Genomic DNA, 20,440 nt, shown 5'->3' with positions numbered 1-20,440 from the left:
TCTCGGTCGCATCGCTGCTGCTGACGACCGATTGCATGATCGCGCGCCCGCCCATGCGGCAAGCCGGCAGCGACGGCAGCGACGCTTTCGCGCGGACGTTCTGATGGCCTGCCGCCCGGCTGTGCATCACGGCGCCGCGCCGTTGGTCCGGTACGAGCTTGCGCTGCGCGTCGTCGTGGCGATCGCATGCGTGCTCTGTCCGCTGCTCGCGCCCGCCGCACCGGCCGCATTCGCAGCGCTGCCGGACGGCGCCGTCGCCGGCAACGCCGCCGTGCCGGTGGTCGCGATCCTCGTCTACCACCGTTTCGCGCAGTCGGCCGACGATTCGATGACCGTGCGCATCGCGACTTTCGAGGCGCATCTCGCGTTTCTGCGCGAGCACGGCTACAAGATCGTGCCGCTCGCGGACATCGTCGCATGGGTACGCGACCGCGCGGCGACGCTGCCGCCGAAGGCGGTCGCGGTGACGGTCGACGACGGTCATCGTTCGGTGTACGACGCGATGATGCCGATCGTGCTGCGCGAGCGGTTTCCCGTCACGCTGTTCGTCTATCCATCGGCGATCTCGAACGCGCCGTACGCGCTGACCTGGGACCAGTTGCGCGCCCTCAAGGCGACCGGCTTCTTCGACGTGCAATCGCATAGCTGGTGGCATCCGGATTTTCATGTCGAGCGGCGCCGCCTGTCGCCGGACGAATTCCGCCGGTTCGCGAGCCGGCAGTTCGCGCACTCGCGCGAAGCGATCGAGCGCGAGGTCGGCGGTCATGTCGATACGATCGCGTGGCCGTTCGGCATCTATGACGACGAACTCGTCGAGCTCGCCCGCGCAGGCGGCTACGTCGCCGGGCTGACCATCGAAGCGCGCCGCGTGTGGCGCACCGATGCGCCACTCGCGCTGCCGCGCTTCCTGATGGTCGACGGCTGCACGCCGCAACTGCTCGGCCGTCTGCTCGGCGAAACGAAGACGGGTTCGCCGCCAGGCCCAGGAGCGCAGCGATGAGCGCGCGCTGGCGAGCGGCCTTCGGAACCGCTTGCGCAGCTCTGGCGCTCGCCGCGGCCTCGTGCGGGAGAGCGGCGGCCGGCACGCAGACGGCCCCTGCGACGGCCTCCGTGCAGACGCGCGGCGTCGTCATCGACGCCGCGACGCGCAAGCCGATACCGCACGCCTGGGTCGTCGTCGACGGTGCGGCGCAGAAGGTCGCAGCGGACGGCCGCTTCGCGAGCATGGCGGGCGTCACCGTGATCGATGCGCGCGCACCCGGCTATCAACGCGCGCGCACGCCGGTGACGGGCGACGCGCCGGTCACGGTCGTGCTGACGCCGTTCCGGCCGAAGGCCGTCTATCTGTCCGTCTATGGCGTGCTGAGTCCCGTACTGCGCGACGCCGCGGTGAAACTGCAGGAAAGCAACGGCATCAATGCGCTCGTCATCGACGTAAAAGGCGACCGCGGCATGACGCCCTATCCGAGCGCCGCGCGCGTCGCAATCGGCGCGGCCGCGAAACTGCCGGTTCATCCCGCGCCGATGCGCGACTTCGCCGCTCTTGTCGCCGAACTGCATCGCGACGGTTTGTACCTGATCGCGCGCATCGTCGTGTTCAAGGACGATCCGCTCGCGGACGCTCATCCCGCCTGGGCGGTGCATGACGCACAGGGACAGGTCTGGCGCGACCGCGAGCAGTTGCAGTGGATCGACCCGTTCGTGCGCGAGGCATGGACGCACAATCTGGACCTCGCCGAGGAAGCCGCGCGACTCGGCTTCGACGAAGTCCAGTTCGACTACGTGCGCTTTCCCGACGCGCCCGGCCTGCGCTTTGCCGAGCCCAACACGCGCGCGAACCGCACGGCGGCCATCACCGGCTTCCTCGGCGCCGCGCGCGAACGTCTGGCCCGTTACAACGTGTTCGTGTCGGCGGACATCTTCGGCTACGTCTGCTGGAATGCCGACGATACGGCGATCGGCCAGCAGATCGAGCAGCTCGGCGCCGCGCTCGATTACATCTCGCCGATGCTGTACCCGTCGGGCTTCACCTGGGGCCTGCCCGGCTGCACGCGGCCGACCGCCGATCCGGGCCAGATCGTGCGCCGCTCGCTGGCCGAGGCGCAGCGGCGCACCGGTTTGCCCGGTGTGCGCTTCCGGCCGTGGCTGCAGGCGTTTCGCGACTACGCGTTCGACCATCACGAGTTCGATGCCGACGAAATCCGTGCGCAGGTCGATGCCGCCGATGCGGAGCACACCAACGGCTGGATGCTATGGAACCCGCGCAATCGCTACGACCCGGCGCAGTTGCCGCGATGAGGCGTCGCCACGCAGGCGCAGCGCGCGCCGCGCTGCTGTGCGCCGTGCTGCTGACGTCGCCGGGCGCGGCAGCCGGCACGCACGATCCATTCGATGCGCCAGTGCGCGAGGAAGCGCAGCGCATCGTCGCCGGCCAGATCGCAGCCGGCCGCGTGCCCGGCGCGGTCGTGCTCGCGGGCGACGCGCAACGCGTGCTGTACCGGCTCGCCGCAGGCAACCGCGCGCGTCTGCCTCGCGACGAGCCGATGACGGCGGACACCGCGTTCGATCTCGCGTCGCTGACGAAAGTGGTCGCCTGTATCCCGCGCGCTTCGATTTCGCGGCGACGCGCGCTGCGATCGGCTCGGCCGAGGTCTGGGACAGCCTTGCGCGCGGCGCGAGCGCCACCGACGCCGCGCATCTCGCTGCCCGCGAGCGCGCTGCATTCATGCCGCTGCGAGCGCTACCTGATCTATCGCGACACGCGTACGGGCGAAACACCGGGCGCCGCGAAACCAACCGTCGATGCGACCCCACCATGATCCGATCGAACGTCGAAGGCACCCCCACGCTGCACGCGGCGAACCGCCAGCGCGCCGCGCGGCGCGCATGGCGCGCGCTCGAGCGCACGCTGCGCCGGCCGGACTTCTACCTGCACCCCGCGGGACGCATCGAGCGCCGCGAAACGCATCTGTCGGTTGTCTATCTCGCCGGGCGGTTTGCGTACAAGATCAAGAAACCCGTCGCATTCGGCTTTGTCGATTTCACCGACGCCGACGCCCGACGGCGTAGCTGCGAAGCCGAACTGCGCCTGAACCGGACCCTTGCGGGGCCGCTTTATCTGGGCCTCGTGCGTATCGCGCCCGGGGGCCGCGCGAGGCAGGTTGCCGCAAGCCGTGCAGGCGGCGCCGAATACGCGGTCAGAATGCGACGCTTCGACGAGCGCATGCTGTTTTCGCGGCTGCTCGCGCGACGCGACCTGCAGCGCGCGGATATCGACCGCGCAGCGGCACGGCTCGCGCTGTGCCACCTTCACGCGTCGCGAGACGTGCCGCGGCACGCGCTCGGCAGCGCCGCGCTGCTGCGCGCGCAATGCGACGCCGTGCTCGACGGCTGCGCCACGCATATCGGCGCGGCTCGCATCGAGCCGCTGCGCCGCTGGTGCGCCGCCGAATTGGCATGCGTAGCCGATACGCTCGACGCGCGCCGTGCAACGGGCTTCGTGCGCAGTTGCCATGGCGACCTGCATCTGAACAACATCGTGCGGTGGCGCGACACCGTGCTGATGTTCGATTGCATCGAATTCGACGATGCGTTGCGCTGGATCGACATCGCCAACGACCTCGCCTTTGTGCTGATGGATCTGCGCGCATCGGGTCGGGCCGATCTCGCGACGCGCATGCTCAATCGCTGGCTCGAGACGAGCGGCGACTACGGCGCGCTCGTCCCGCTGCGCTTTTACATCGTGTACCGCGCGCTCGTGCGTGCGTACGTCGCGCGGCTCGGTCCGCAGGAACCGGCGTCGCGCGCCGCAAGCGAGCGCTATCTCGATACGGCTGTCGCTGCCGTCAACGAAACCGCGACCGGCCAGCGCCGGTGTCTGCTGCTATGCCATGGGTTTTCGGGGTCGGGGAAATCGGTGGCGAGCCGTGCGCTGGCCGATCTTTATCCCGCGATACGTCTTTCGAGCGATGCGCAGCGCAAGCGGATCGGCACGCACGCGCCGCCCGGGCGGGCGGCGTTGCGCGCCGACTCGTACGCGCCGGACGAAATCGACCGCGTCTACGGCGCGTTGCTCGAGACAGCGGAGCACATCCTGCGCAATGGCTACAGCGTCATCGTCGACGCCACGTTTCTTCAGCGCAAACACCGCGCTGCATTCCTGGAGCTCGCGCATGCGCTCGGCGTGCGCGCCGTGCTGCTCGATTTTCACGCGAGCGACGCGTGCATGGCAGCGCGCGTGAGCGCCCGCGCGCGGGCACGCAACGATCTGTCCGATGCGGACCTGGCGGTGCTGGAAATGCAGCGCACCCGCGCGGAACCGCTGACGGCCGACGAAAGAACGCTCGCCGTGAGGTTCGATACCGAAGTTCCGCTCTCGCGCATCGAAGCGGCCGAATATTGGGGATCCATTCTGACGATTGACCAACGTCAGCCCGATGCGCAAACGCGCCAGCATCATGGAAACAAACCCCAATTGCGAGGCCATTCATGAAGGACAGAATTTTTGTCATCGGTGCGTCGCATGGCGGCATCGAGGCGCTGTCGCAGCTGGTCGCGCAGCTAGCGGCCAACTCTCGGGCGCCGGTGTTCATCGCGCAGCATCGCGGCAAGCGAAGCTCGGCCTGCGCCTGCTCGATTCGCCGATTGCGCGCGCCGCGCAAACGTTGCCGCGCTGAACGCACAAACCGGAAAAGCCGAGCGTGCGGCGGCCCAGATCCGGCAAAGGATGTGCAACGGAGCCGCTTCGAACGAGGCGCCGCCGCATCGCTCAGTCGACGACGTCCGGCATCGGCCGCCTCGGCGAGTGACCGACCTGCGGACCGCGTCCGACACGAAGCAGCAACTGCGGAATCGCGTCGACCTTCAGCAGCGCCCGCAGCGGTTCTCGCAGCGTGGTGACTTCGATCGGCTGATTGAGGTAAGACGCCGTGAGCCCTTCGGATGCCGCAACGAGCAACATGCGCTCGAGCGCCTGACCCGCGGCGACCCACTCCGCGCGATTGTCCTGCCGCGTGGCGATGCCGACCAGCAGCGGCGAGCCTTCGATAAAACGCCGGTCCGTGGCCGGCGCTCCCGCGCCCATGTCGAACACCCGCAAGGCGGACGCGACGAACGGCGCAGCGAGGTCGAGCATGCGCCCCACCGACGCTCCGTACGCGGGCATGCCGTCCGCCGTGCGCGACGGATGGATCCAGCTGGCCAGCTCGCGCCGGAAGCGCGGGTCCGCGAACTGGATGTGATCGGCCTCTTCGATCAGCTCGGCGATCGCCTGGCGCGACGACCGGGCATCGACGCAGCACGCGATCGCGCCCTCCGTATCGCACGCATCGATCAGTTTCGCCTGCAGTGCCGTTGCCACGTTTTCGCCCGAGAATGGCGCGCGCGTCGTGACCCGTTCCGTGATGGCGCCGAAGAGCGCGGCGAGCCCCGCATCGCGATAGCCGTCGTGCGACACCTTGATCTGCGCGACGATGTCCGGATCGAGTTCGGACGGAAACACCGTGATCGCGTAGGAGAGCCCGAAATGACTCAACGCAACCCGCAGATTGAGCAATGCCGCGCCGCAGCCGATCAACAGTTCGCGGTCGAACGGATCGACCACCGGCAATGCGCGCGTGCGGTCGGCGCACAGTTCAACGGTGTCTGCGTCGACGATGAATCGCCACGGCTGCGCGTTGTGATTCGACGGGGCCAGCACGGCGTATTGCAGCGCAAAGCGCACTTGCTGCTCCATGGGCGCGGATGCGTCGAACCGATGTTCGTCCAGATCCCATGCCGACGGCGACGTATCGCTGTTCATCTCGGCCTCTCCTTATCGACGCCGTCGCGCGAGCCGTTTTGCGCGTGCGGGTAGAAGCGGAAGTATCCGCTGTGCAGCAGTACCGGGTTGCCCCCCACTTCGTTGAGCATTGTGTCCGCGGCCTGTTCGATTTCGAAACGATGTGCAATGAAGGCGTCGATGAGATCCGGTTCTCGCAGCGATGCCGCGCCGAAATGGTCCTCGAGCGCCTCTGCGGTGATCGCGCACTGAACCGCTTTGCCGTCGACGAGTGCCGCAAACGCGACCACGAGGTCGCGCCCGCGATACTCTGGCGCATCGTGTGGAAAGGAAATATGCATGGCGGACACCTGTGCGAAACATGATCGCGCGGGGCGGATCGGGAACTCACATCTAGCCTACGGCCCTGCGGGCAGCGCGCGTTGACGCAAGTCAAACGCCGGCGTTCGGCGCGACGCCATGCAACACGCTTGACCTGCGTCACGTTCGACGGGCCGCTCTTCCCTCCCGAATCGGGCCGCAACGGCCATGCGCGCAGCGCGTACGAACTCAACGAGGGCGCCGCGCCATGGCTGCGCACCGAGAGTTTTCTCGATGGCGAGCCGCTGCACATCATGGCCGGTGTTACCCTGGCCGCTTTCGTCGAACAGATCGAATTGGCGGGCGGCGAAGTTTTCGCGCCGCTCGGCTGGGGTTGCTTGCCGAGCTTGCCGCCTGAATCGATTGCGGATGCGCAGTAGCGAAGTAGCCGCCGCGCGAGGCGAGGCGGCGCTTCGGCCGCCCGCGGGAACGTGGTCACACGTCGCTGTCCGCATGGCTCCAGCGCGCACGCAGCAGGCCATCGCCGTCGCGATACTCGATCGAAAGCCGGCCGTGGTGAGTGCGTAGCAGCGCAGCGCCGATCCGGCGCAGCAGATGCGTGCCGGTCGTGGTCACCTTCATGCCGCCGGCCTGCTCGTCGATGCGCATCAGCCGCTCGAGCGCGTGGCGCTCCTGCTCGCCCTGCGCCTGATGATGCAACAGCGCGAGAACCTCATCGCGGTGCGCATCGAGATAGCCGCAGCCCTGCAGCCACAGTTCGGCCGCGGGGGCATGCTCGAGAATCCGCCGGCACGCCGGGCATACGAGCTGACTGGTGCGTCGCGTCGTGGCGCACCACAACCAGCGGCCGTTGTCGTAAACGGCGCCGCATTCGCGGCAGCCCGTGCCGCTTGGCACGCGCAGCGGCGCCCGGTAGCTGTCGCCGGTATGCGGTTGAGGTTGTTTGTCGCGACGCAGCGCGGCCGATGTTGGCTTGTTGTCGTGAACGCGGTTCAAAGCCGGCCTCCATGCCATGGGCAATGCACGCGGAAAACCGCGCGTTACATTGCGGGAAACGGAGCCGGGTACGCGAGATGGCTGACCACCTCCTTCACACCCGGTACGCTTTGCGCGGCAATGCATAGCGCCTTGCTCTCCTCGTCGCTCGTGATCGAGCCCCAGAGATGCACCACACCGTCCGCAACGATGACGTTTTCCCGCGCCAGTCCCCAGCGCTCGCCTGCCATCGCGGCAAGCACCGCCTCGCGCAGTTTCGCATCGTCCGGCGTCACGAGCGGCGCCGCGGGCGGCTCGATGCTCGCCAACGCGCGCACGAGATTCGCACGGCTCACGATGCCCGTCACCTTGCCGTTTTTCAGCACCGGGACACGCTTGATCCGGTGCCGCTCGAGCAGTTCGGCGACCTCGCCTAACGGCGTGTCCTCGTAGACCGTCATTACGTCGGTCGTCATCACGTCCTTGACGGTCTGCGCGTGCTCCTTCACGTACTCGCGCGCCAGTTCGCGAGTCGACGAAAGGAACTGCAGCCACCATGAGCGCCGGCGCGCGCCGGTGCCGATTTCGCTACGATGCAACAGGTCGCCCTCACTGACGATACCGACCAGATTGCCGTCGGCATCGACGACCGGCGCCGCGCTGATCGAATGTTCGGCGAGCAGGCCGGCCGCTTCGCGTATGTTCATCTCAGGGGTTGCGTAGATGACCGAAGTGGTCATCACGTCGATTGCACGCATGGGTTTCTCCTCGAATGGGTTCATCCGGTCCCGCTCCGCACGAGCGGCGCTCATGCTCTGCGAACCGGCCATAGGGAGAATGGTTTGCCGTACCGGCCGCGCCGGCCTTGATCGAGATCAAGCGAAAGCATCACCGTATTCGCGTGTCGCAGCGCCCGCAGTTCGCCGCTGCGCAATAACGCCTGAAACAGCGTCCCATGTGGATACTGAACGCCGGGCAGGATGCCGGCAGGCAGAACACATGGCGCAGCGCGACGTTCGACCGTTTGCCGATCGCGCGATACTGACTTCGCGGTCGCGCAAAAACAGAACTGTCGCAAAAGCCCGTTCCGATCAAAGAAGTGACTCGATTTGACTATTACCGCCTAGTTGCCCGACATGTCAAAAAGAACATGCGTCGACAGAATGATCAGCGCTGCATTCGACGAATATAGCAAGATCTGCTTTTTCGTAAGCCCATTCGAAAGCACTTCGCTTAGGCTGCATGCGATGCGTAGTAACGTATAGCACCAGCCTATAAAATAATCGAACCTGTTTCCACTCTGCGTTATGGTGAGCGCCAATGAAAAAACATAAAAAATGATCGGGGCGTGCAGCAAACCGGACCGGTCGGGTCCGATCCATGTGCCATCCTTGTGCGCATCGAATACCATTACCCGCGTTCGCGTCCAGCAAGCAGTTCTCCTGAGCGGAATGCCGATTGCGATCGCAAACAGGAATTCAGCGAGACCGATGCCCCATAGCCAGATACAGGTCCACGTTGCCAGCACCAGCGCGGGAAAGAGAATGCTATGAGATTGCGTCACAGGTAGGTTGCCGAAGAATTATCGAGGTCCAACCGTAGAACAGCGGAACCCCCGATCTATTCCCTATCCGATTCGGCAACCGCACTGTAACTGTTAAAACGGCATTCGATAACGAAGCACATTCCCGCTAATCGCCAGAATTTGCGTGGACGTTCAGCCCTGATTCACAACAGGCTAAACACTTTCGCTTGAACGTGTGCAGAATCTTCCTCGCGTATAGGACTTCCCGCGAATGCGGACATTGCGTCACAAGAGTGTGGATAACGAATCGAATATCGATCTAGCTTCACGAATTGAAAGCCCCGCTCGTCTGATTCGGGCGCGGTTCAATTCGAGATCGGCACCGCTGCGGCCGGCGGCTCTTCGTTCCAGCCGCCGCCAAGCGCTGCATAGAGCGCAACCGTATCCTGCAGGCGCTGCGCGCTTGCCTGCAGCCACGCAATGCGTGCCTCGTGGTACTGGCGATCGGCGATCAGAATCTCGAGATAGCCGACCGTACCGGCCTCATAACCGGTCTTCAGCAAGCGCAGCGCTTCGCCCGCGGCGTCGACCGCGCGCGTTTGCGCGTCGAGCGCGGCGGCGTCGTGTTCGAGCGCGCGCAGCGTGTCGGCAACCTGCGCGAACGCGGCAAGCACGGTCTGCCGGTAGCCGGCGTTCGATTCGTCGAAGGCCGCGAGCGCAGCCTTGCGCTGATGCCAGAGCGTGCCGCCCTGAAAGAGCGGCGCCACGATTCCCGCGCCGATGCTCCAGACCCGTCCGCTGCTGTCCGTCAGGCTATGCATCGAGGTGTTGTCGAAACCGCCGCTCGCCGACAGCGTGATGTTCGGGAACAGCGCGGCCGTCGCGACGCCGACATTGGCGCTCGCGACATGCAATGCAGCCTCGGCCTGCAGGATGTCGGGACGCCGGCGCACGAGCGTCGACGGCAGCGTTTGCGGCAAATCGGCCGGCACTGCGATATCGGCGAGCGATACCGGCGGCGCGTGCCATTCGGATGGAAACTGTCCGGCCAGCAAAGCGAGTAGATCGTCGGCCTGCGCCTCCTTCTGCGCGAGCGCCGGCACCGATGCTTCGAGCGTGGCGCGTTCGTTCTCGAGCGTGACCACGGCCGAGTAAGCGCTGGCGCCGGCGATCACCTGCGCGTTCGTGATATCGATCTGCTGGCCGACGAGCGCGACCATTTCTTCGGTCGCGGCGATCTCGTCGCGATACGCGGCGCGCGCGATCATCGTGTTGACGACGTTCGCGCTCAACGTCAGATACGCGGCTGCGACCGCATAGCGTTGCGCCTCGGTTTGCGCCGCGAGCGCCTCGACCTGCCGCCGTTCGCCGCCCCAGATGTCGAGCGCATACGAGACCGTTGCCGAGAGCGTGAACAGATTGAAGATCGACGACGGCACGTCGATTCCCGATCGCAGTGGCGCGAACCTTTGCCGCGATGCGCTGAACTGCGCGTCGACTTGCGGGAAGAATATGCCCGCGCCCGCGCGCAATTCATGCTCGCTGCGCCGCAGCGTCGCCTGCGCGGCAGCGAGCGTCTGGTTGCCGGTCAGCGTTTCGTCGACGGCCACATCGATCGCGCGACAGCCGAAAAGCGTCCACCAGTCGTTGCGTACCGGCGCACCGGGGCGAAATACCTGTGTCGCGCCGGCAGCCGCGAGCGTCGTTGCGGGCGCGGCGCCGTTGACGAACTGATCGACACGCGGCGCGGGCGGACGCGAAAAATCCGGCCCGACCGCGCAGCCGGCGATCGACAGTGCCGCGACCGTCGCAACGATCGCGCCGCTCGCGGCCCACACAGCCCTCGCCGGCGACGCGCGCAGCATGCGATCGCGGCGCCGCCGCCGCGTTGCGCGGAGCGCGCGAATCGCGTCAGTTCGAGGCAATGTAGACATCGACGATCTGGCCTGGATAAATCCGCACGCCGTTCTGCGGCACCACGCGGAAGATCACCGGCAGCACGCGCACGTCGACACGCTCGGTGCGCTGATCCGACAACTGGATTTTCGGCGTGACGTACGGCTGGATGCGTACGAATTGCAGTGCCGCCTGCACCGGCGTGCCGCGGATGAACATCCGCGCTTTCAGCGCGTGCGGATCGGGCAGACGGTTGATCAGAATCTCGTCGACATAGCAGCGCACCGCGAGCTGGTTCGCATGCGAGCCGAGCACGACCGCGGGCGCGTTGCCTTGCGCATAGGTGTCGTAGACGCCTTGCGGCGACAGATATGCGCCCAATGCAGCGTTCAGCGACAACACCATGCCGTCGGCCGGCGCGCGCAGCGTATAGCGATCGAGCAGCGCGGCCGAGGCGTCGGCTGCCTTCCTGAGCGCGGCCGCCTGCTTCTCCTGGTTGCGCACGTCGTAGATCCACGCGCCCGCGCGCGTCAATTCGAGTTGCCGTTCGACCACATCGAGATTCGCGCGCGCCACTTTCACGCCGTTGGCCGCATTGTCGAGCGTGTCGCGGCTGACCGCCTTCGGCTCGATCGCGTAAGCACGCTGCTGTTTGTCGAACTGGTCTTGCGCCATCTTCAGACTGGCGGCCGCGGCACGCACCTGCGCCGTTGCGACGCTGAGCGTCTCGGGCCGCGGCTGCGCGCGCAGCTCGTCGAGCAGCGCCTGGGCGGCATCGGCCTGCGCGGCCAGTTGCGCGGCCGTGGCGCGCTGCACCGAGTCGTCGATCGTGAGCAGCGTATCGCCGCGCTTCACGACATCGCCGTCGTGCACGAAAAGCCGCGTGACCGGCCCGGTTACATCGGGATAGACATTGATGTTCGAGCCCGCCGGCTGGTCGCTCTCGACGATACCTGTGGCGTAGACGCCGTGCGCATACGGATTCGATGCGGGATCGAAGACGGGCGGCTCGGGCGGTTGCTGGATGCCGTAGACCCACGCCGCCACGACGCTGACGACGAACCCGACGAACGCGGCGGCGAAGACGAGTTTCTGCTTCATTTGCCGCCTCCCTCGTCGATGCTTCGCAGCTGGCCGTCTTCCATGTGCAGGATGCGGTCCGCGTAGTCGAAGATACGGCTGTCGTGGGTGACGACGACAACGCAGCGATGCGCGTTGAGCACCTTATGCTTGACGAACTCGATGATCGTGCGGCCGGTATCGCCGTCGAGCGACGCGGTCGGTTCGTCGAGAATCAGCAGATCCGGTTCGCTGACGATCGCGCGCGCAATCGCGACGCGCTGCTGTTCGCCGCCGGATAGCTTCACCGGCGGCAGGTTCGCGCGATTCTTCAGGCCGACGACGTCGAGCCAGGTTTGCGCCTGCGCAAGCGCGTCGTCCCAGTCGCGCCGCTTCAGGATCAGCGGGATCGCGACGTTCTCGAGCGTCGTCAGGCGCGCAAACAGGTGGTAGTCCTGAAACACGAAGCCGATCCGGTTCAGGCGGAACTCGGCAATCGCATCCGCGCGTTGCTGCCAGAGATCGACGCCGTCGATCCGCACCGACCCGCCGTCGGGCCGCAGGATGCCGGAAATCACGCTGAGCAGCGTCGTCTTGCCGCTGCCTGACGGGCCCACGATCAGCAGCATTTCTCCGAAATGCGCCTGCATCGTCACGTTGTTCAGCGCCCGGGTCCGCGCCTCTCCTTCGCCGAACCATTTGTCGAGCCCACGCGCGTCGATCGCCGGTGCCGGCATCGTCAGCCCCTGAAAATGTCGAATGGTTCGATGCGCAGCACGCGGCGCACGCCGAGATAGCTCGACAGCGCCGCAATCACGACGACCATTGCGAACGCCAGCATGAGATTGCCGTAGGTGATCATCGCTGCGTAGCCCGGCAAGCGCAGCCGCGCGAGAGTGATCGTGCCGGCGCACAGTCCGACACCGAGGCCGTAGCCGGTCAGCGCGGTGAAGGTCGCCTGAAACAGGATCATGGCGACGAGCTCATGGCTTTTCGCGCCAATCGCCTTCAATGCGCCGAATTTCTCGAGGTTCTCGAGGATGAACGTGTAGAACGTCTGCCCCGAGATCGACAGTCCGACGATGAAGCTGATCAGCGTCATGAGCAGAATGTTCGTGCCGAGGCCGGTCTCGTACTTGTAGAACCGCGAGATGCGCTGCATGAACTCGGCCTTGGTGAAGGCGACGTAACCGAGCGCGGCGACTCCAGCCTTGATGCGGGCAACGTCCGATGGCGATTTCGGTTCGACCAGAATGTACGAGGTGGTGTAGCGCGTCGGCGGAACATACTGGATCGCGCGCTTGTACGTCGTATAAAGCGTCGGCGTGCCGAACAGCCCGCTGCTCGCGACGGTCGCGATGCCGACGATCACGCCGCGGTGATCGTTCAACTCGAAGTCGGCGCCGAGCGCCGGGCTATGCAGCTTCGGATACTCGGCATCGTCGATGCCGATGAAGCCGTTCTCCGCGTAGATGTCTTCGATGCGCCCCGCTTTCATTTTCGGGCGGCCGAACAGGCTCGCATCGTCGAGGCCGATCACGGTGGCCGCCTGGTAGGTGCCGTCGCGCAAGCGGACCAGCGCGGCCCCGGAATACAGCGGTACGGCGAACTTCACGCCATCGATGCTGCGCACCGCATCGAGCACGTAATCGGGCATGCCGATGCTGCTTGCTATGGTCTGCACCGCCGGGTCCATGACCCACATTTTCGCGCCCACGTTGATAACCGTGGACGACGACTTGTTCAATATGCCGGCGAACAACGATGTCATCTCGACCATCAGGAAGACGGCGAACGTGATGCCGATAATCAGCGCGGTAAATTTCGCGTTGTCGTTCACGAGCAGCTTGAACGCGAGTCTGAGGATGCCTTTCATGTTGTTTTGATCCAGGCCGTGCCGACAGGCGGCGAGTCATGGCGCCTTCAGCTTCGACGGTTGCGCACCCTCTCGAGCAGCACCGTAGCGGCGACGAGTCCGCCGCATAACGCGACGCTGCCCGCATAGAACACCTTTTCGTCGCTGGTCACCATGCCCTGCAACGCGGCGGCAAGCCCCATCATCGAGGCCAATACGGCGCTCATCGCTAGCGAGATGCGCCACTGACGAAGGAATTTCATGTCGGCTCTCCGTATGGCTGCGCCTGTCACTCCTGCGCTGGCGCTTTCGCATCGGTGTCGTCCATGCGCACGAGCAGCACCGGGCATTCGGAGAGGCGCACGAAGCGCTCGGCGACGCTGCCGAGAATCGCGCGCTGCATGCCACGCCGGCCGTGCGTGCCCATCACCGCGAGCTCGGCGCCGAACCGCTGCGCGCACCGGTGCAGACAATGCGCGACGTCCTCGCTGACCGATTCGGTTTCGACGAGCTCCGCTTCGCCGCTGATACCCGCGGCGGCAAAGCGGGCCGACGCATCATCGAGCGCAATGCGTCCGTCGCGGCGGAACGCATCGATCATCGCCACCGGATCGTAGTAGCCCGCGTAGGGAAAGAGCGCGGCCTGGTCGACGACATAAACCGCATGCACCTTGCCGTGCGTCATCGCCGCGACACGCACCGCCTCGTTCAATGCCTGCTTCGACGTGTCGCTGCCGTCTACGGCAACCAGGATCTTCTGATACATGATGACCTCCAGTGAACGCTGATGAAATCGGACAATGCGTCTAAAGAATGATCGGCGGCGGCTCCATGCCGGTGGCGACCATGGGGCCGTCGATAGTCTGTGCGAGCTTTTCCGCGACCCATGCCGGCGGATAGACGATCACCGCGCATGGAGGGTCGCGTAGCGCGCGGGAAGCCACACGTCCCGGCAACGTTTCGGAAAGCGCATGCCGGCTGCGCAGCCCCATCACGATCACGTCCGCTTTCCACTGCTTCGCTTCGCGCGAAATGGCATCGGGCACGTCGTCGAGCTCGCCCTGCGTCTCGAGCAAGGTTGTTCGCGCATCGACACCGTGCTCGCGTAGCACCCCGGCGGCGGCTTCCAGTGCGCGTTCGCCCAGGCGGCGCAGCAGATCGCGCGGACACCATGTGCGCAGATGGAACAGGCCGTCGATCACGTAGGCGACCTTCAACTCCGCATCGGCGGGAACCGATGGCAACGCGGCGCGCAGCATCTGCAATGACGCGTGTCTGCCGTCGACGAGTATCAGCACGCGCGCGCGGCGTGGAATCTCGGTCGAAAGCTGCGAATTGGGAACGTACAGCACCGGGCAGTGAGTCGAGGCGGCCACTTCCTCCGGATTGAAATGGCAGGCCCAATGGTGCTTGCGCGAGGGCGACGAAATCGCCACGAGATCGGCTTGCCAGCACGTCGCGGCGCGGCCGAGTACCACGGCAGTGTCGATATGCAGGGCCGGCGAGTCGAGCAACTGCGTGTCCACGTCGATGCCGGCGCGGGCCAGTTCGGCCGATGCCTGCCTCAACATCGTCGATGCCGCATGAGTCATCGCGCGATGCGCTTCGCTCCAGTCGGGGTAGCTCAGCATCAGCGTCGGAAACAGCGATGCCGGGTTGCTAACGATGTCAATCAGTCTGACAGCGGGATTGTTCGCCGCGAACATCAGCGCGAATCGCGCGAGCATCAGCAGACCGCTGCCGCGTTCGCATGCGACCGCGATTCGCGAAAATGCGCGTGGCGCATCCGTTGCGCCCTGCGAGCCTGCCATATCCGCCTCCATCCCATCGGGTGCCCGGCCTCTGCGAGCGGTGTCGGGAGGCGCGGCGTGCTATCACCGGTTCATCATGGGCGGCATTGACGGGCGGCCGCTTGACGTACATCAAGCAGACGCGTGTGGCAGGCGGCGGTGCGCTAAAGGATCTCTGGCATGGAGATGGGGATAGACAGCGAGATAGCCGAGGCTCGGCGAGCGGGAGGCAGCTTGAGGCGGATCTCGGTTTGCCGGGTATGCGGCGACGAAATGCGGATCGCCGCTTCTCGCCTCGGTATCCTCAGGAGTATAGGAAAATATGTGCTCGTTCCCACTGCCCGCATCGCGCGTCGCGAGCGACGATCAGGACGAATGCGGCGATAGGCCTTGTCACGCGCATCGATCGTCCCGGCTCGCCTTGTCAATCAGTCCGCTTGCGGCGCGCAGACGATCGCACGGTCCACGGCACCATGCGATGCATGACGTTGTCCTTCAATACGAGGTGATGGAAAAGCGCAGCCAGAATATGGACCGCGATCAGCGCGAGCAGGACCCAGGCGAGCACGCCATGGACGTCGCCCATCGCATGCCCGAACGAAGCGCCCTTCGCGGAGAGGGCCGGTAACGGCACGCCGCCGGGCAGCGCGACCGTCCATCCTCTCGACGATGCATTGATCCAGCCGAGCACAGGCACGCTTACGAGCACGACATAAAGCGACACGTGGGTCGCGCGCGAAAGCATGGCGACCGCCTTGGGCAGATCTTCGGGCGGCGATCGATGGCTAATGCGCCACAGAACGCGCAGTGCCATCACCGCGACGATCGTGGCGCCCACCTTCAGGTGCCATGCGATCAGCCCTTCTGGCACGGTGTCGCGATGGATGTCGGGCATGGTCCAGCCCAGCAGGAACTGCGCGACGATCAGCAGGACGATCAGCCAGTGCAGCGTGCGGGCAATGCCGTCGTATTGGACAGATAGTTTCGTCAAGATAGGCTGAGAGTGTTAAGCGGCCGGAGAGATCGATGCTCGCCACACGCGTTAGTGTATTGAGGCGACAGACCCGTCGCCACCCGGAAATGTACTGGCCTTGCCTGAAGAAAACCTTAAGCGGCGGCCGGTATGCCCGCCAGGCGGAAACGGCTAGACTGCGTGTCGTATCGAGTAACGATTGATCTCGTGGAGCACCTGATGCGTATTCTCCTCGTCGAAGATGACGACCTGATCGGTAGCGGCGTCGACGCAGGCCTGCGTCAGGCAGGATTCGCCGTCGACTGGACGCACGACGGCGTCGAGGCGCTGCTCGCGTTGCGCACGATGAGCTACGCGCTCGTCGTACTGGACCTCGGTTTGCCGCGCATGTCAGGAAACGAAGTGCTGGCCGCGATTCGGCATTCGGGCAACGACGTGCCCGTCATCGTGCTGACGGCGAAGGGCACGGTGGCGGACAGGGTCATCGGCCTCGAGGCGGGAGCCGACGACTATCTCGGCAAGCCGTTCGATCTGACCGAACTGATCGCGCGCTGCCGCGCGCTCGTGCGCCGCTCGCATGGACGCAGTACCGAAGCGATCGAGTACCGGAACCTGCGCGTCGACCCGCTTTCGCAAACCGTCACCGTCGACGACACGCCGGTCTCGCTCACGGCAAAAGAGTGGGCCATGCTGAATCACCTGCTCGCTCATCTTGGCAAACCTCAATCGCGCGCACGTCTCGAAGATAGTCTGTACGGATGGCATTCGGAGATCGAAAGCAATGCTATCGAAGTGCATATCTCGAACCTCAGAAAGAAACTGGGCGGCGACCTCATCAAGACGGTGCGCGGTTTCGGATACGTGATGGATAAATTGTCATGACCACTTCCATCCGCGCCCGCCTGCTCGCGCTGATGCTTCCGGGCATCGGCGTGGTCTGGTGCATTGCGATCGCGTGGAGCTACCACCAGACGGCGCACGAAGTTCGCCAATGGGACCGCACGCGACTGCTCCAGATCGCGTCGTTGCTAACGCCGCTGGACACCAGCAGTCTCGCGCGCGTGGCCTCCAGCGGCGTCGACGTGCGCAACGAATACCCGGACGGCCCCGGTTCCAGTTCGAACACCGATGGCGACCAGGTTCCTCGCCGGGCGCTGCTGGAAGTCCGCGACCGGGACAGCCGAATCGTTGCAAGCAGTCCCGATTTCGGGCGCTTTTCCGCATACAAACGCAGTTTGCCCGACGCAAATGGCTTGTCCACTTTCGTCGTCGGCGACGCGCTGTGGAACGCGGTCTCAGTGCGCGATGCGGATAGCGGAAGGACCATCGACCTCATCGAGCCCGCGCTCACGGGCAGCGACCTCGTGAGCGGCGTCGCGGGAAGAATCGCGCGGCCGATGCTGATAGGACTTCCGGTGCTCGCGTTGCTCGTGTGGGTCGGCATCGGACGAAGCCTTGCGCCACTTGCGGCGTTGTCGCGGGCCGTGCGCGCGCGCGATGCGACGCGCCTTGATCCGATCGCGCTCGGGCCGGAGCCTGTCGAGGTCAGGCCGTTGGTCGAAGAACTGAATCAGTTGCTCGCGCGCGTGCAAGCCACATTCAGCCGCGAACGCGCCTTTACGTCCGACGCGGCGCACGAACTGAAGACGCCGCTCGCCGCGATCAAGGTGCAAGCGCAAGTGGCGCTCTCGTCATGCGACCCCGAGGCATCGCGTGTCGCGATGCAGCGTGTCGCGCAAGGCGTCGACCGCAGTGCGCGGCTTGCGGAACAGTTGCTTCTGCTCGCACGTCTCGACGAACACGAAAAAATTGCGGCGGCCGACGTCGACATGGTTGCGATCGCCCAGGACGCCGTGCTTGCGCGGCACGATGAAATGGAACAGAAAGACATCGACCTGTCGTTCGACGCCGCGCACGCGGCGATGGTCCGCGCCGACGCGACGTTGATGCGCATTCTGATCGACAACGTGCTGGACAACGCAATCAAATACGGTGGCGCGGGCGGGAAAATCGCCGTCGGGATCGCACGCGAACGGCAAACGATCGTGCTGAGCGTGTCCGACGATGGGCCCGGCGTATCCCCGGCCGAACGCGAGCGGATTACGGATCGCTTTTTCCGGGGCTCGAACGTGACTGCGCGAGGGACCGGACTGGGACTTTCGATTGTCGCGCGTATCGCTCAATACTTCGACGCGACGCTGCACTTCGGCCCAGGCATCGGCGGGCGCGGACTGTCCGTGCAGCTTGCGTTCGATGGTGCGCGATCCACATGACCAGCCGGAAAATGAAGACGAAACAGATGACGTAGGTCAAGGAAAAGCGGTGAAACGAAGCCGTTTCAAATGTCTTTTCCGACACCCTGAATACGAAAATCAGGCCGAGTACCGGTAACTGGAGTGTCAGGCACGCCGCTGCCGCGATCGAAAGGTACGTCCGAACAGTCCGCGCAGCCTGGCCGCTCATCCTTTCCTGCCACATGGTTCGACACACTCCCGTCGAAAGCAAACTTGTCAGAGCCGATCGGCATAGAGTGACACGCGGCGCTGAGGAAGCACTTAAGGTTCACTTTCAGGGGCGTAATTCACATCCGTAAAGACGTTCCCTCTTTTGCCATTCGTCGCATCGTTGCGGCATTGGCGTCGATTCAGCTTTTTGGCACGCAGCTCCCACGAATCGGCCTTGCTTGAAGCATCCGTCCGGCGAAGCATTTGAGGGTTCCTCACACACGCATCGCCAATACTCAAAAACGAATAATTCTCTCGCGGTGCGTATGTCCCTGCACGCCATGAAAAGGCCTGAACGCGATCAGACGGCGTCCGGAAATCAAATACGACGAATACAAGGAATATCGCCGCGCCGCCGCGCGTTCAGATGAGTACCGTGCGCATGCGCACCGACCGCCTGGAGCACCGCGCCCATGAAATTCACCGATTTTCAAACTGCATCGTTCTTCGAGAACCCGTATCCCGTTTACGCCAGCCTGCGTGCGGAAGGTTCGCTCGTGCCGATCGCACCGAACATGGTGATGACCGGGCATTACGACATCGTCGACGCATTGCTTCATGACCGCCGTATCGGCAAGGCCTATCTGGAGAGCATTCGCGCGAGGTATGGCGAAGCCGGGCCGCGGCTGCCGGTGTTCCAGACGCTAAGCCGCATGATGTTCTCGATCAATCCGCCCGCCCACACGCCGTTGCGCAGCCTGATGATGAGAGCGTTCAATGCGCGGCAGGTCGAGACAATTCGCGAAATCGCGCGCACGACCGCGCACGAACTGATCGACGCGATGACGAAAGCCGACGGTGCGGACCTGATGACAAGCTACGCATTGCCGTTGCCCGTCCGCATTATCTGCCGCATGCTAGACGTTCCCGTCGAAGATGCCGGCGCGCTGGCCGACGACACGCGCGAGCTGACGCGCGCGCTCGACGCGGTGCCGGTTCCTTTCGACGAACTCGCAGGTCCGAACGAAGCGTGCGCGAAGCTCGAACGATATTTTGCCGACGTCATCGAAGCGCGCCGCAAAAAGCCCGGCGACGATCTGATCTCGCTGCTGCTGCGCATCGAGGAAAACGGCGCGAAGATGAGCGAAGCAGACATCATCGCCAACGTGATGCTGTTGTTCGGCGCGGGTCATGAAACGACGTCGAATCTGCTCGGCAACGCGCTGATTGCGCTGCATCGCCATCCGGAGCAATTGCATGCACTGAGGCGGCATCCCGATCGGATCGCGCAAGCCATATTCGAATGCGCGCGCTACGACACGTCGGTCCAGTCCACGGTGCGCACCGCGCTCGAAGACGTCGAAATCGGCGGCACGACGATACCGCGCGGTACCGTCATCATGTTGATGCTCGGCTCGGCGAATCGCGACCCTGCGAAGTTCGACGCGCCGGACCGGCTCGACATCGCCCGCCATGACGCGCGGCTCATCTCGTTCGGCGCGGGCATTCATCATTGCCTCGGGTATCGGCTCGCGCTGCTCGAACTCGAGACCTCGCTGACGGTGTTGCTCGAACGTTTGCCGCGGCTACATCTGACGGCACTCGACGATCTGCAGTGGCGACACCGCGGGAATCTGCGCGGCGTCAAGGCGTTGGCCGCCCAGTGGTGAGTGGGCTACGCACCACCGGTTGCGGATCATGCAGGCCGCCGAAATCCGTTCTTTTTCTGCATCCCTACGGATCGGTCCGGTCCAGATTCCTGGAATCTGCGACCATCGAGTGTCAACCCGCTTTCGCGGAATAAGCATGGCAACGATGCGTTC

The 20,440-nt window shown here is 64.9% G+C and carries 20 protein-coding genes and 2 pseudogenes; 9 read left to right on the top strand and 13 right to left on the bottom strand.

Annotation, left to right across the window (positions count from 1 at the left end):
• The first annotated feature begins 103 nt into the window (after nt 1–103).
• From BTO02_RS28545 to BTO02_RS35460, 5 genes and pseudogenes are all read left to right on the top strand, one after another.
• The gene (locus tag BTO02_RS28545) at nt 104–1,000 is read left to right on the top strand and encodes a polysaccharide deacetylase family protein (protein ID WP_075160438.1); all 897 of its coding nucleotides are present in this window, start codon (nt 104–106) and stop codon (nt 998–1,000) included.
• Complete coding sequence (locus BTO02_RS28540; protein ID WP_083615420.1) at nt 997–2,298, top strand: putative glycoside hydrolase; 1,302 nt, start codon at nt 997–999, stop codon at nt 2,296–2,298. Before BTO02_RS28545 ends, BTO02_RS28540 begins: the two co-directional genes overlap by 4 nt.
• A complete protein-coding gene (locus BTO02_RS28535; RefSeq protein WP_075160437.1) occupies nt 2,295–2,819 on the top strand; it encodes a serine hydrolase in 525 nt (174 codons plus the stop codon). Before BTO02_RS28540 ends, BTO02_RS28535 begins: the two co-directional genes overlap by 4 nt.
• Nucleotides 2,816–4,492: a bifunctional aminoglycoside phosphotransferase/ATP-binding protein gene (locus BTO02_RS28530; protein WP_075160436.1), complete on the top strand. Its 1,677-nt coding sequence runs from the start codon at nt 2,816–2,818 to the stop codon at nt 4,490–4,492. The genes BTO02_RS28535 and BTO02_RS28530 overlap by 4 nt, the downstream gene beginning before the upstream one ends.
• Nucleotides 4,489–4,605: pseudogene (locus BTO02_RS35460) on the top strand (chemotaxis protein CheB); the annotation flags it as partial. The gene BTO02_RS28530 and the pseudogene BTO02_RS35460, both read left to right, overlap by 4 nt.
• Before the next feature lie 163 nt (nt 4,606–4,768).
• Here BTO02_RS35460 and BTO02_RS28520 read toward each other — a convergent pair.
• Both BTO02_RS28520 and BTO02_RS28515 read right to left on the bottom strand, forming a co-directional pair.
• Complete coding sequence (locus BTO02_RS28520; RefSeq protein WP_075160435.1) at nt 4,769–5,800, bottom strand: Acg family FMN-binding oxidoreductase; 1,032 nt, start codon at nt 5,798–5,800, stop codon at nt 4,769–4,771.
• Complete coding sequence (locus BTO02_RS28515; protein ID WP_075160434.1) at nt 5,797–6,120, bottom strand: DUF1488 domain-containing protein; 324 nt, start codon at nt 6,118–6,120, stop codon at nt 5,797–5,799. The genes BTO02_RS28520 and BTO02_RS28515 overlap by 4 nt, the downstream gene beginning before the upstream one ends.
• 138 nt (nt 6,121–6,258) lie before the next feature.
• Between BTO02_RS28515 and BTO02_RS28510 the strand changes: the two are divergent.
• Nucleotides 6,259–6,519 (top strand): annotated as a pseudogene (locus BTO02_RS28510) (hypothetical protein); the annotation flags it as partial.
• A gap of 55 nt (nt 6,520–6,574) precedes the next feature.
• On the opposite strand, the gene BTO02_RS28505 reads toward BTO02_RS28510, so the two are convergent.
• The 11 genes from BTO02_RS28505 to BTO02_RS28455 form a co-directional block, all read right to left on the bottom strand.
• Nucleotides 6,575–7,096, bottom strand: a complete 522-nt coding sequence (locus BTO02_RS28505; protein ID WP_232243571.1) for a BCAM0308 family protein — start codon at nt 7,094–7,096, stop codon at nt 6,575–6,577.
• Nucleotides 7,097–7,140: 44 nt separating this feature from the next.
• Nucleotides 7,141–7,833 carry a CBS domain-containing protein gene (locus BTO02_RS28500; protein ID WP_075160431.1) on the bottom strand — a complete coding sequence of 231 codons (693 nt, stop codon included), beginning with the start codon at nt 7,831–7,833 and terminating at the stop codon, nt 7,141–7,143.
• Nucleotides 7,834–8,198: 365 nt separating this feature from the next.
• Nucleotides 8,199–8,639: a hypothetical protein gene (locus tag BTO02_RS28495; protein ID WP_075160430.1), complete on the bottom strand. Its 441-nt coding sequence runs from the start codon at nt 8,637–8,639 to the stop codon at nt 8,199–8,201.
• A gap of 326 nt (nt 8,640–8,965) precedes the next feature.
• Complete coding sequence (locus BTO02_RS28490; protein ID WP_075160429.1) at nt 8,966–10,465, bottom strand: efflux transporter outer membrane subunit; 1,500 nt, start codon at nt 10,463–10,465, stop codon at nt 8,966–8,968.
• A gap of 46 nt (nt 10,466–10,511) precedes the next feature.
• The gene (locus BTO02_RS28485; protein ID WP_075160428.1) at nt 10,512–11,597 is read right to left on the bottom strand and encodes an HlyD family secretion protein; all 1,086 of its coding nucleotides are present in this window, start codon (nt 11,595–11,597) and stop codon (nt 10,512–10,514) included.
• Entirely contained in the window at nt 11,594–12,298 is a 705-nt protein-coding gene (locus BTO02_RS28480; RefSeq protein WP_198039344.1) for an ABC transporter ATP-binding protein, read from the bottom strand. Before BTO02_RS28480 ends, BTO02_RS28485 begins: the two co-directional genes overlap by 4 nt.
• Entirely contained in the window at nt 12,295–13,431 is a 1,137-nt protein-coding gene (locus tag BTO02_RS28475) for an ABC transporter permease (protein WP_075160426.1), read from the bottom strand. The genes BTO02_RS28480 and BTO02_RS28475 overlap by 4 nt, the downstream gene beginning before the upstream one ends.
• Nucleotides 13,432–13,478: 47 nt before the next feature.
• Nucleotides 13,479–13,673 carry a DUF2964 family protein gene (locus tag BTO02_RS33975; RefSeq protein ID WP_198039276.1) on the bottom strand — a complete coding sequence of 65 codons (195 nt, stop codon included), beginning with the start codon at nt 13,671–13,673 and terminating at the stop codon, nt 13,479–13,481.
• A gap of 26 nt (nt 13,674–13,699) precedes the next feature.
• The gene (locus BTO02_RS28465) at nt 13,700–14,176 is read right to left on the bottom strand and encodes a universal stress protein (protein WP_075160425.1); all 477 of its coding nucleotides are present in this window, start codon (nt 14,174–14,176) and stop codon (nt 13,700–13,702) included.
• A gap of 40 nt (nt 14,177–14,216) precedes the next feature.
• Nucleotides 14,217–15,221 (bottom strand): universal stress protein, encoded by a 1,005-nt coding sequence (locus BTO02_RS28460; RefSeq protein ID WP_198039275.1) that lies wholly within the window; start codon nt 15,219–15,221, stop codon nt 14,217–14,219.
• A gap of 403 nt (nt 15,222–15,624) precedes the next feature.
• Nucleotides 15,625–16,191: a cytochrome b gene (locus tag BTO02_RS28455; protein WP_075160423.1), complete on the bottom strand. Its 567-nt coding sequence runs from the start codon at nt 16,189–16,191 to the stop codon at nt 15,625–15,627.
• A gap of 201 nt (nt 16,192–16,392) precedes the next feature.
• Here BTO02_RS28455 and BTO02_RS28450 point away from each other — a divergent pair, with 201 nt between their 5' ends.
• From BTO02_RS28450 to BTO02_RS35695, 3 genes are all read left to right on the top strand, one after another.
• Nucleotides 16,393–17,055: a response regulator gene (locus BTO02_RS28450; RefSeq protein WP_075160422.1), complete on the top strand. Its 663-nt coding sequence runs from the start codon at nt 16,393–16,395 to the stop codon at nt 17,053–17,055.
• On the top strand, nt 17,052–18,446 hold the full coding sequence (locus BTO02_RS28445; protein WP_075160421.1) for an ATP-binding protein: 1,395 nt from the start codon (nt 17,052–17,054) through the stop codon (nt 18,444–18,446). The genes BTO02_RS28450 and BTO02_RS28445 overlap by 4 nt, the downstream gene beginning before the upstream one ends.
• A 1,085-nt stretch (nt 18,447–19,531) precedes the next feature.
• Complete coding sequence (locus tag BTO02_RS35695) at nt 19,532–20,287, top strand: cytochrome P450 (RefSeq protein WP_442953512.1); 756 nt, start codon at nt 19,532–19,534, stop codon at nt 20,285–20,287.
• Nucleotides 20,288–20,440 lie beyond the last annotated feature (153 nt).

Source organism: Paraburkholderia sp. SOS3 (assembly GCF_001922345.1).
Lineage (GTDB): Bacteria > Pseudomonadota > Gammaproteobacteria > Burkholderiales > Burkholderiaceae > Paraburkholderia.
The sequence above is the reverse complement of the archived record's forward strand: the minus strand, read 5'-3'. Positions and strand labels throughout refer to the sequence as shown.

Coding starts and splice junctions, on each gene's coding strand:
- BTO02_RS28545 (WP_075160438.1), top strand. CDS start 104: ATGGCCTGCCGCCCGGCTGTGCATCACGGCGCCGCGCCGTTGGTCCGG.
- BTO02_RS28540 (WP_083615420.1), top strand. CDS start 997: ATGAGCGCGCGCTGGCGAGCGGCCTTCGGAACCGCTTGCGCAGCTCTG.
- BTO02_RS28535 (WP_075160437.1), top strand. CDS start 2,295: ATGAGGCGTCGCCACGCAGGCGCAGCGCGCGCCGCGCTGCTGTGCGCC.
- BTO02_RS28530 (WP_075160436.1), top strand. CDS start 2,816: ATGATCCGATCGAACGTCGAAGGCACCCCCACGCTGCACGCGGCGAAC.
- BTO02_RS28520 (WP_075160435.1), bottom strand. CDS start 5,800: ATGAACAGCGATACGTCGCCGTCGGCATGGGATCTGGACGAACATCGG.
- BTO02_RS28515 (WP_075160434.1), bottom strand. CDS start 6,120: ATGCATATTTCCTTTCCACACGATGCGCCAGAGTATCGCGGGCGCGAC.
- BTO02_RS28500 (WP_075160431.1), bottom strand. CDS start 7,833: ATGCGTGCAATCGACGTGATGACCACTTCGGTCATCTACGCAACCCCT.
- BTO02_RS28490 (WP_075160429.1), bottom strand. CDS start 10,465: ATGCTGCGCGCGTCGCCGGCGAGGGCTGTGTGGGCCGCGAGCGGCGCG.
- BTO02_RS28485 (WP_075160428.1), bottom strand. CDS start 11,597: ATGAAGCAGAAACTCGTCTTCGCCGCCGCGTTCGTCGGGTTCGTCGTC.
- BTO02_RS28475 (WP_075160426.1), bottom strand. CDS start 13,431: ATGAAAGGCATCCTCAGACTCGCGTTCAAGCTGCTCGTGAACGACAAC.
- BTO02_RS33975 (WP_198039276.1), bottom strand. CDS start 13,673: ATGAAATTCCTTCGTCAGTGGCGCATCTCGCTAGCGATGAGCGCCGTA.
- BTO02_RS28465 (WP_075160425.1), bottom strand. CDS start 14,176: ATGTATCAGAAGATCCTGGTTGCCGTAGACGGCAGCGACACGTCGAAG.
- BTO02_RS28460 (WP_198039275.1), bottom strand. CDS start 15,221: ATGGCAGGCTCGCAGGGCGCAACGGATGCGCCACGCGCATTTTCGCGA.
- BTO02_RS28450 (WP_075160422.1), top strand. CDS start 16,393: ATGCGTATTCTCCTCGTCGAAGATGACGACCTGATCGGTAGCGGCGTC.
- BTO02_RS28445 (WP_075160421.1), top strand. CDS start 17,052: ATGACCACTTCCATCCGCGCCCGCCTGCTCGCGCTGATGCTTCCGGGC.
- BTO02_RS35695 (WP_442953512.1), top strand. CDS start 19,532: ATGCTAGACGTTCCCGTCGAAGATGCCGGCGCGCTGGCCGACGACACG.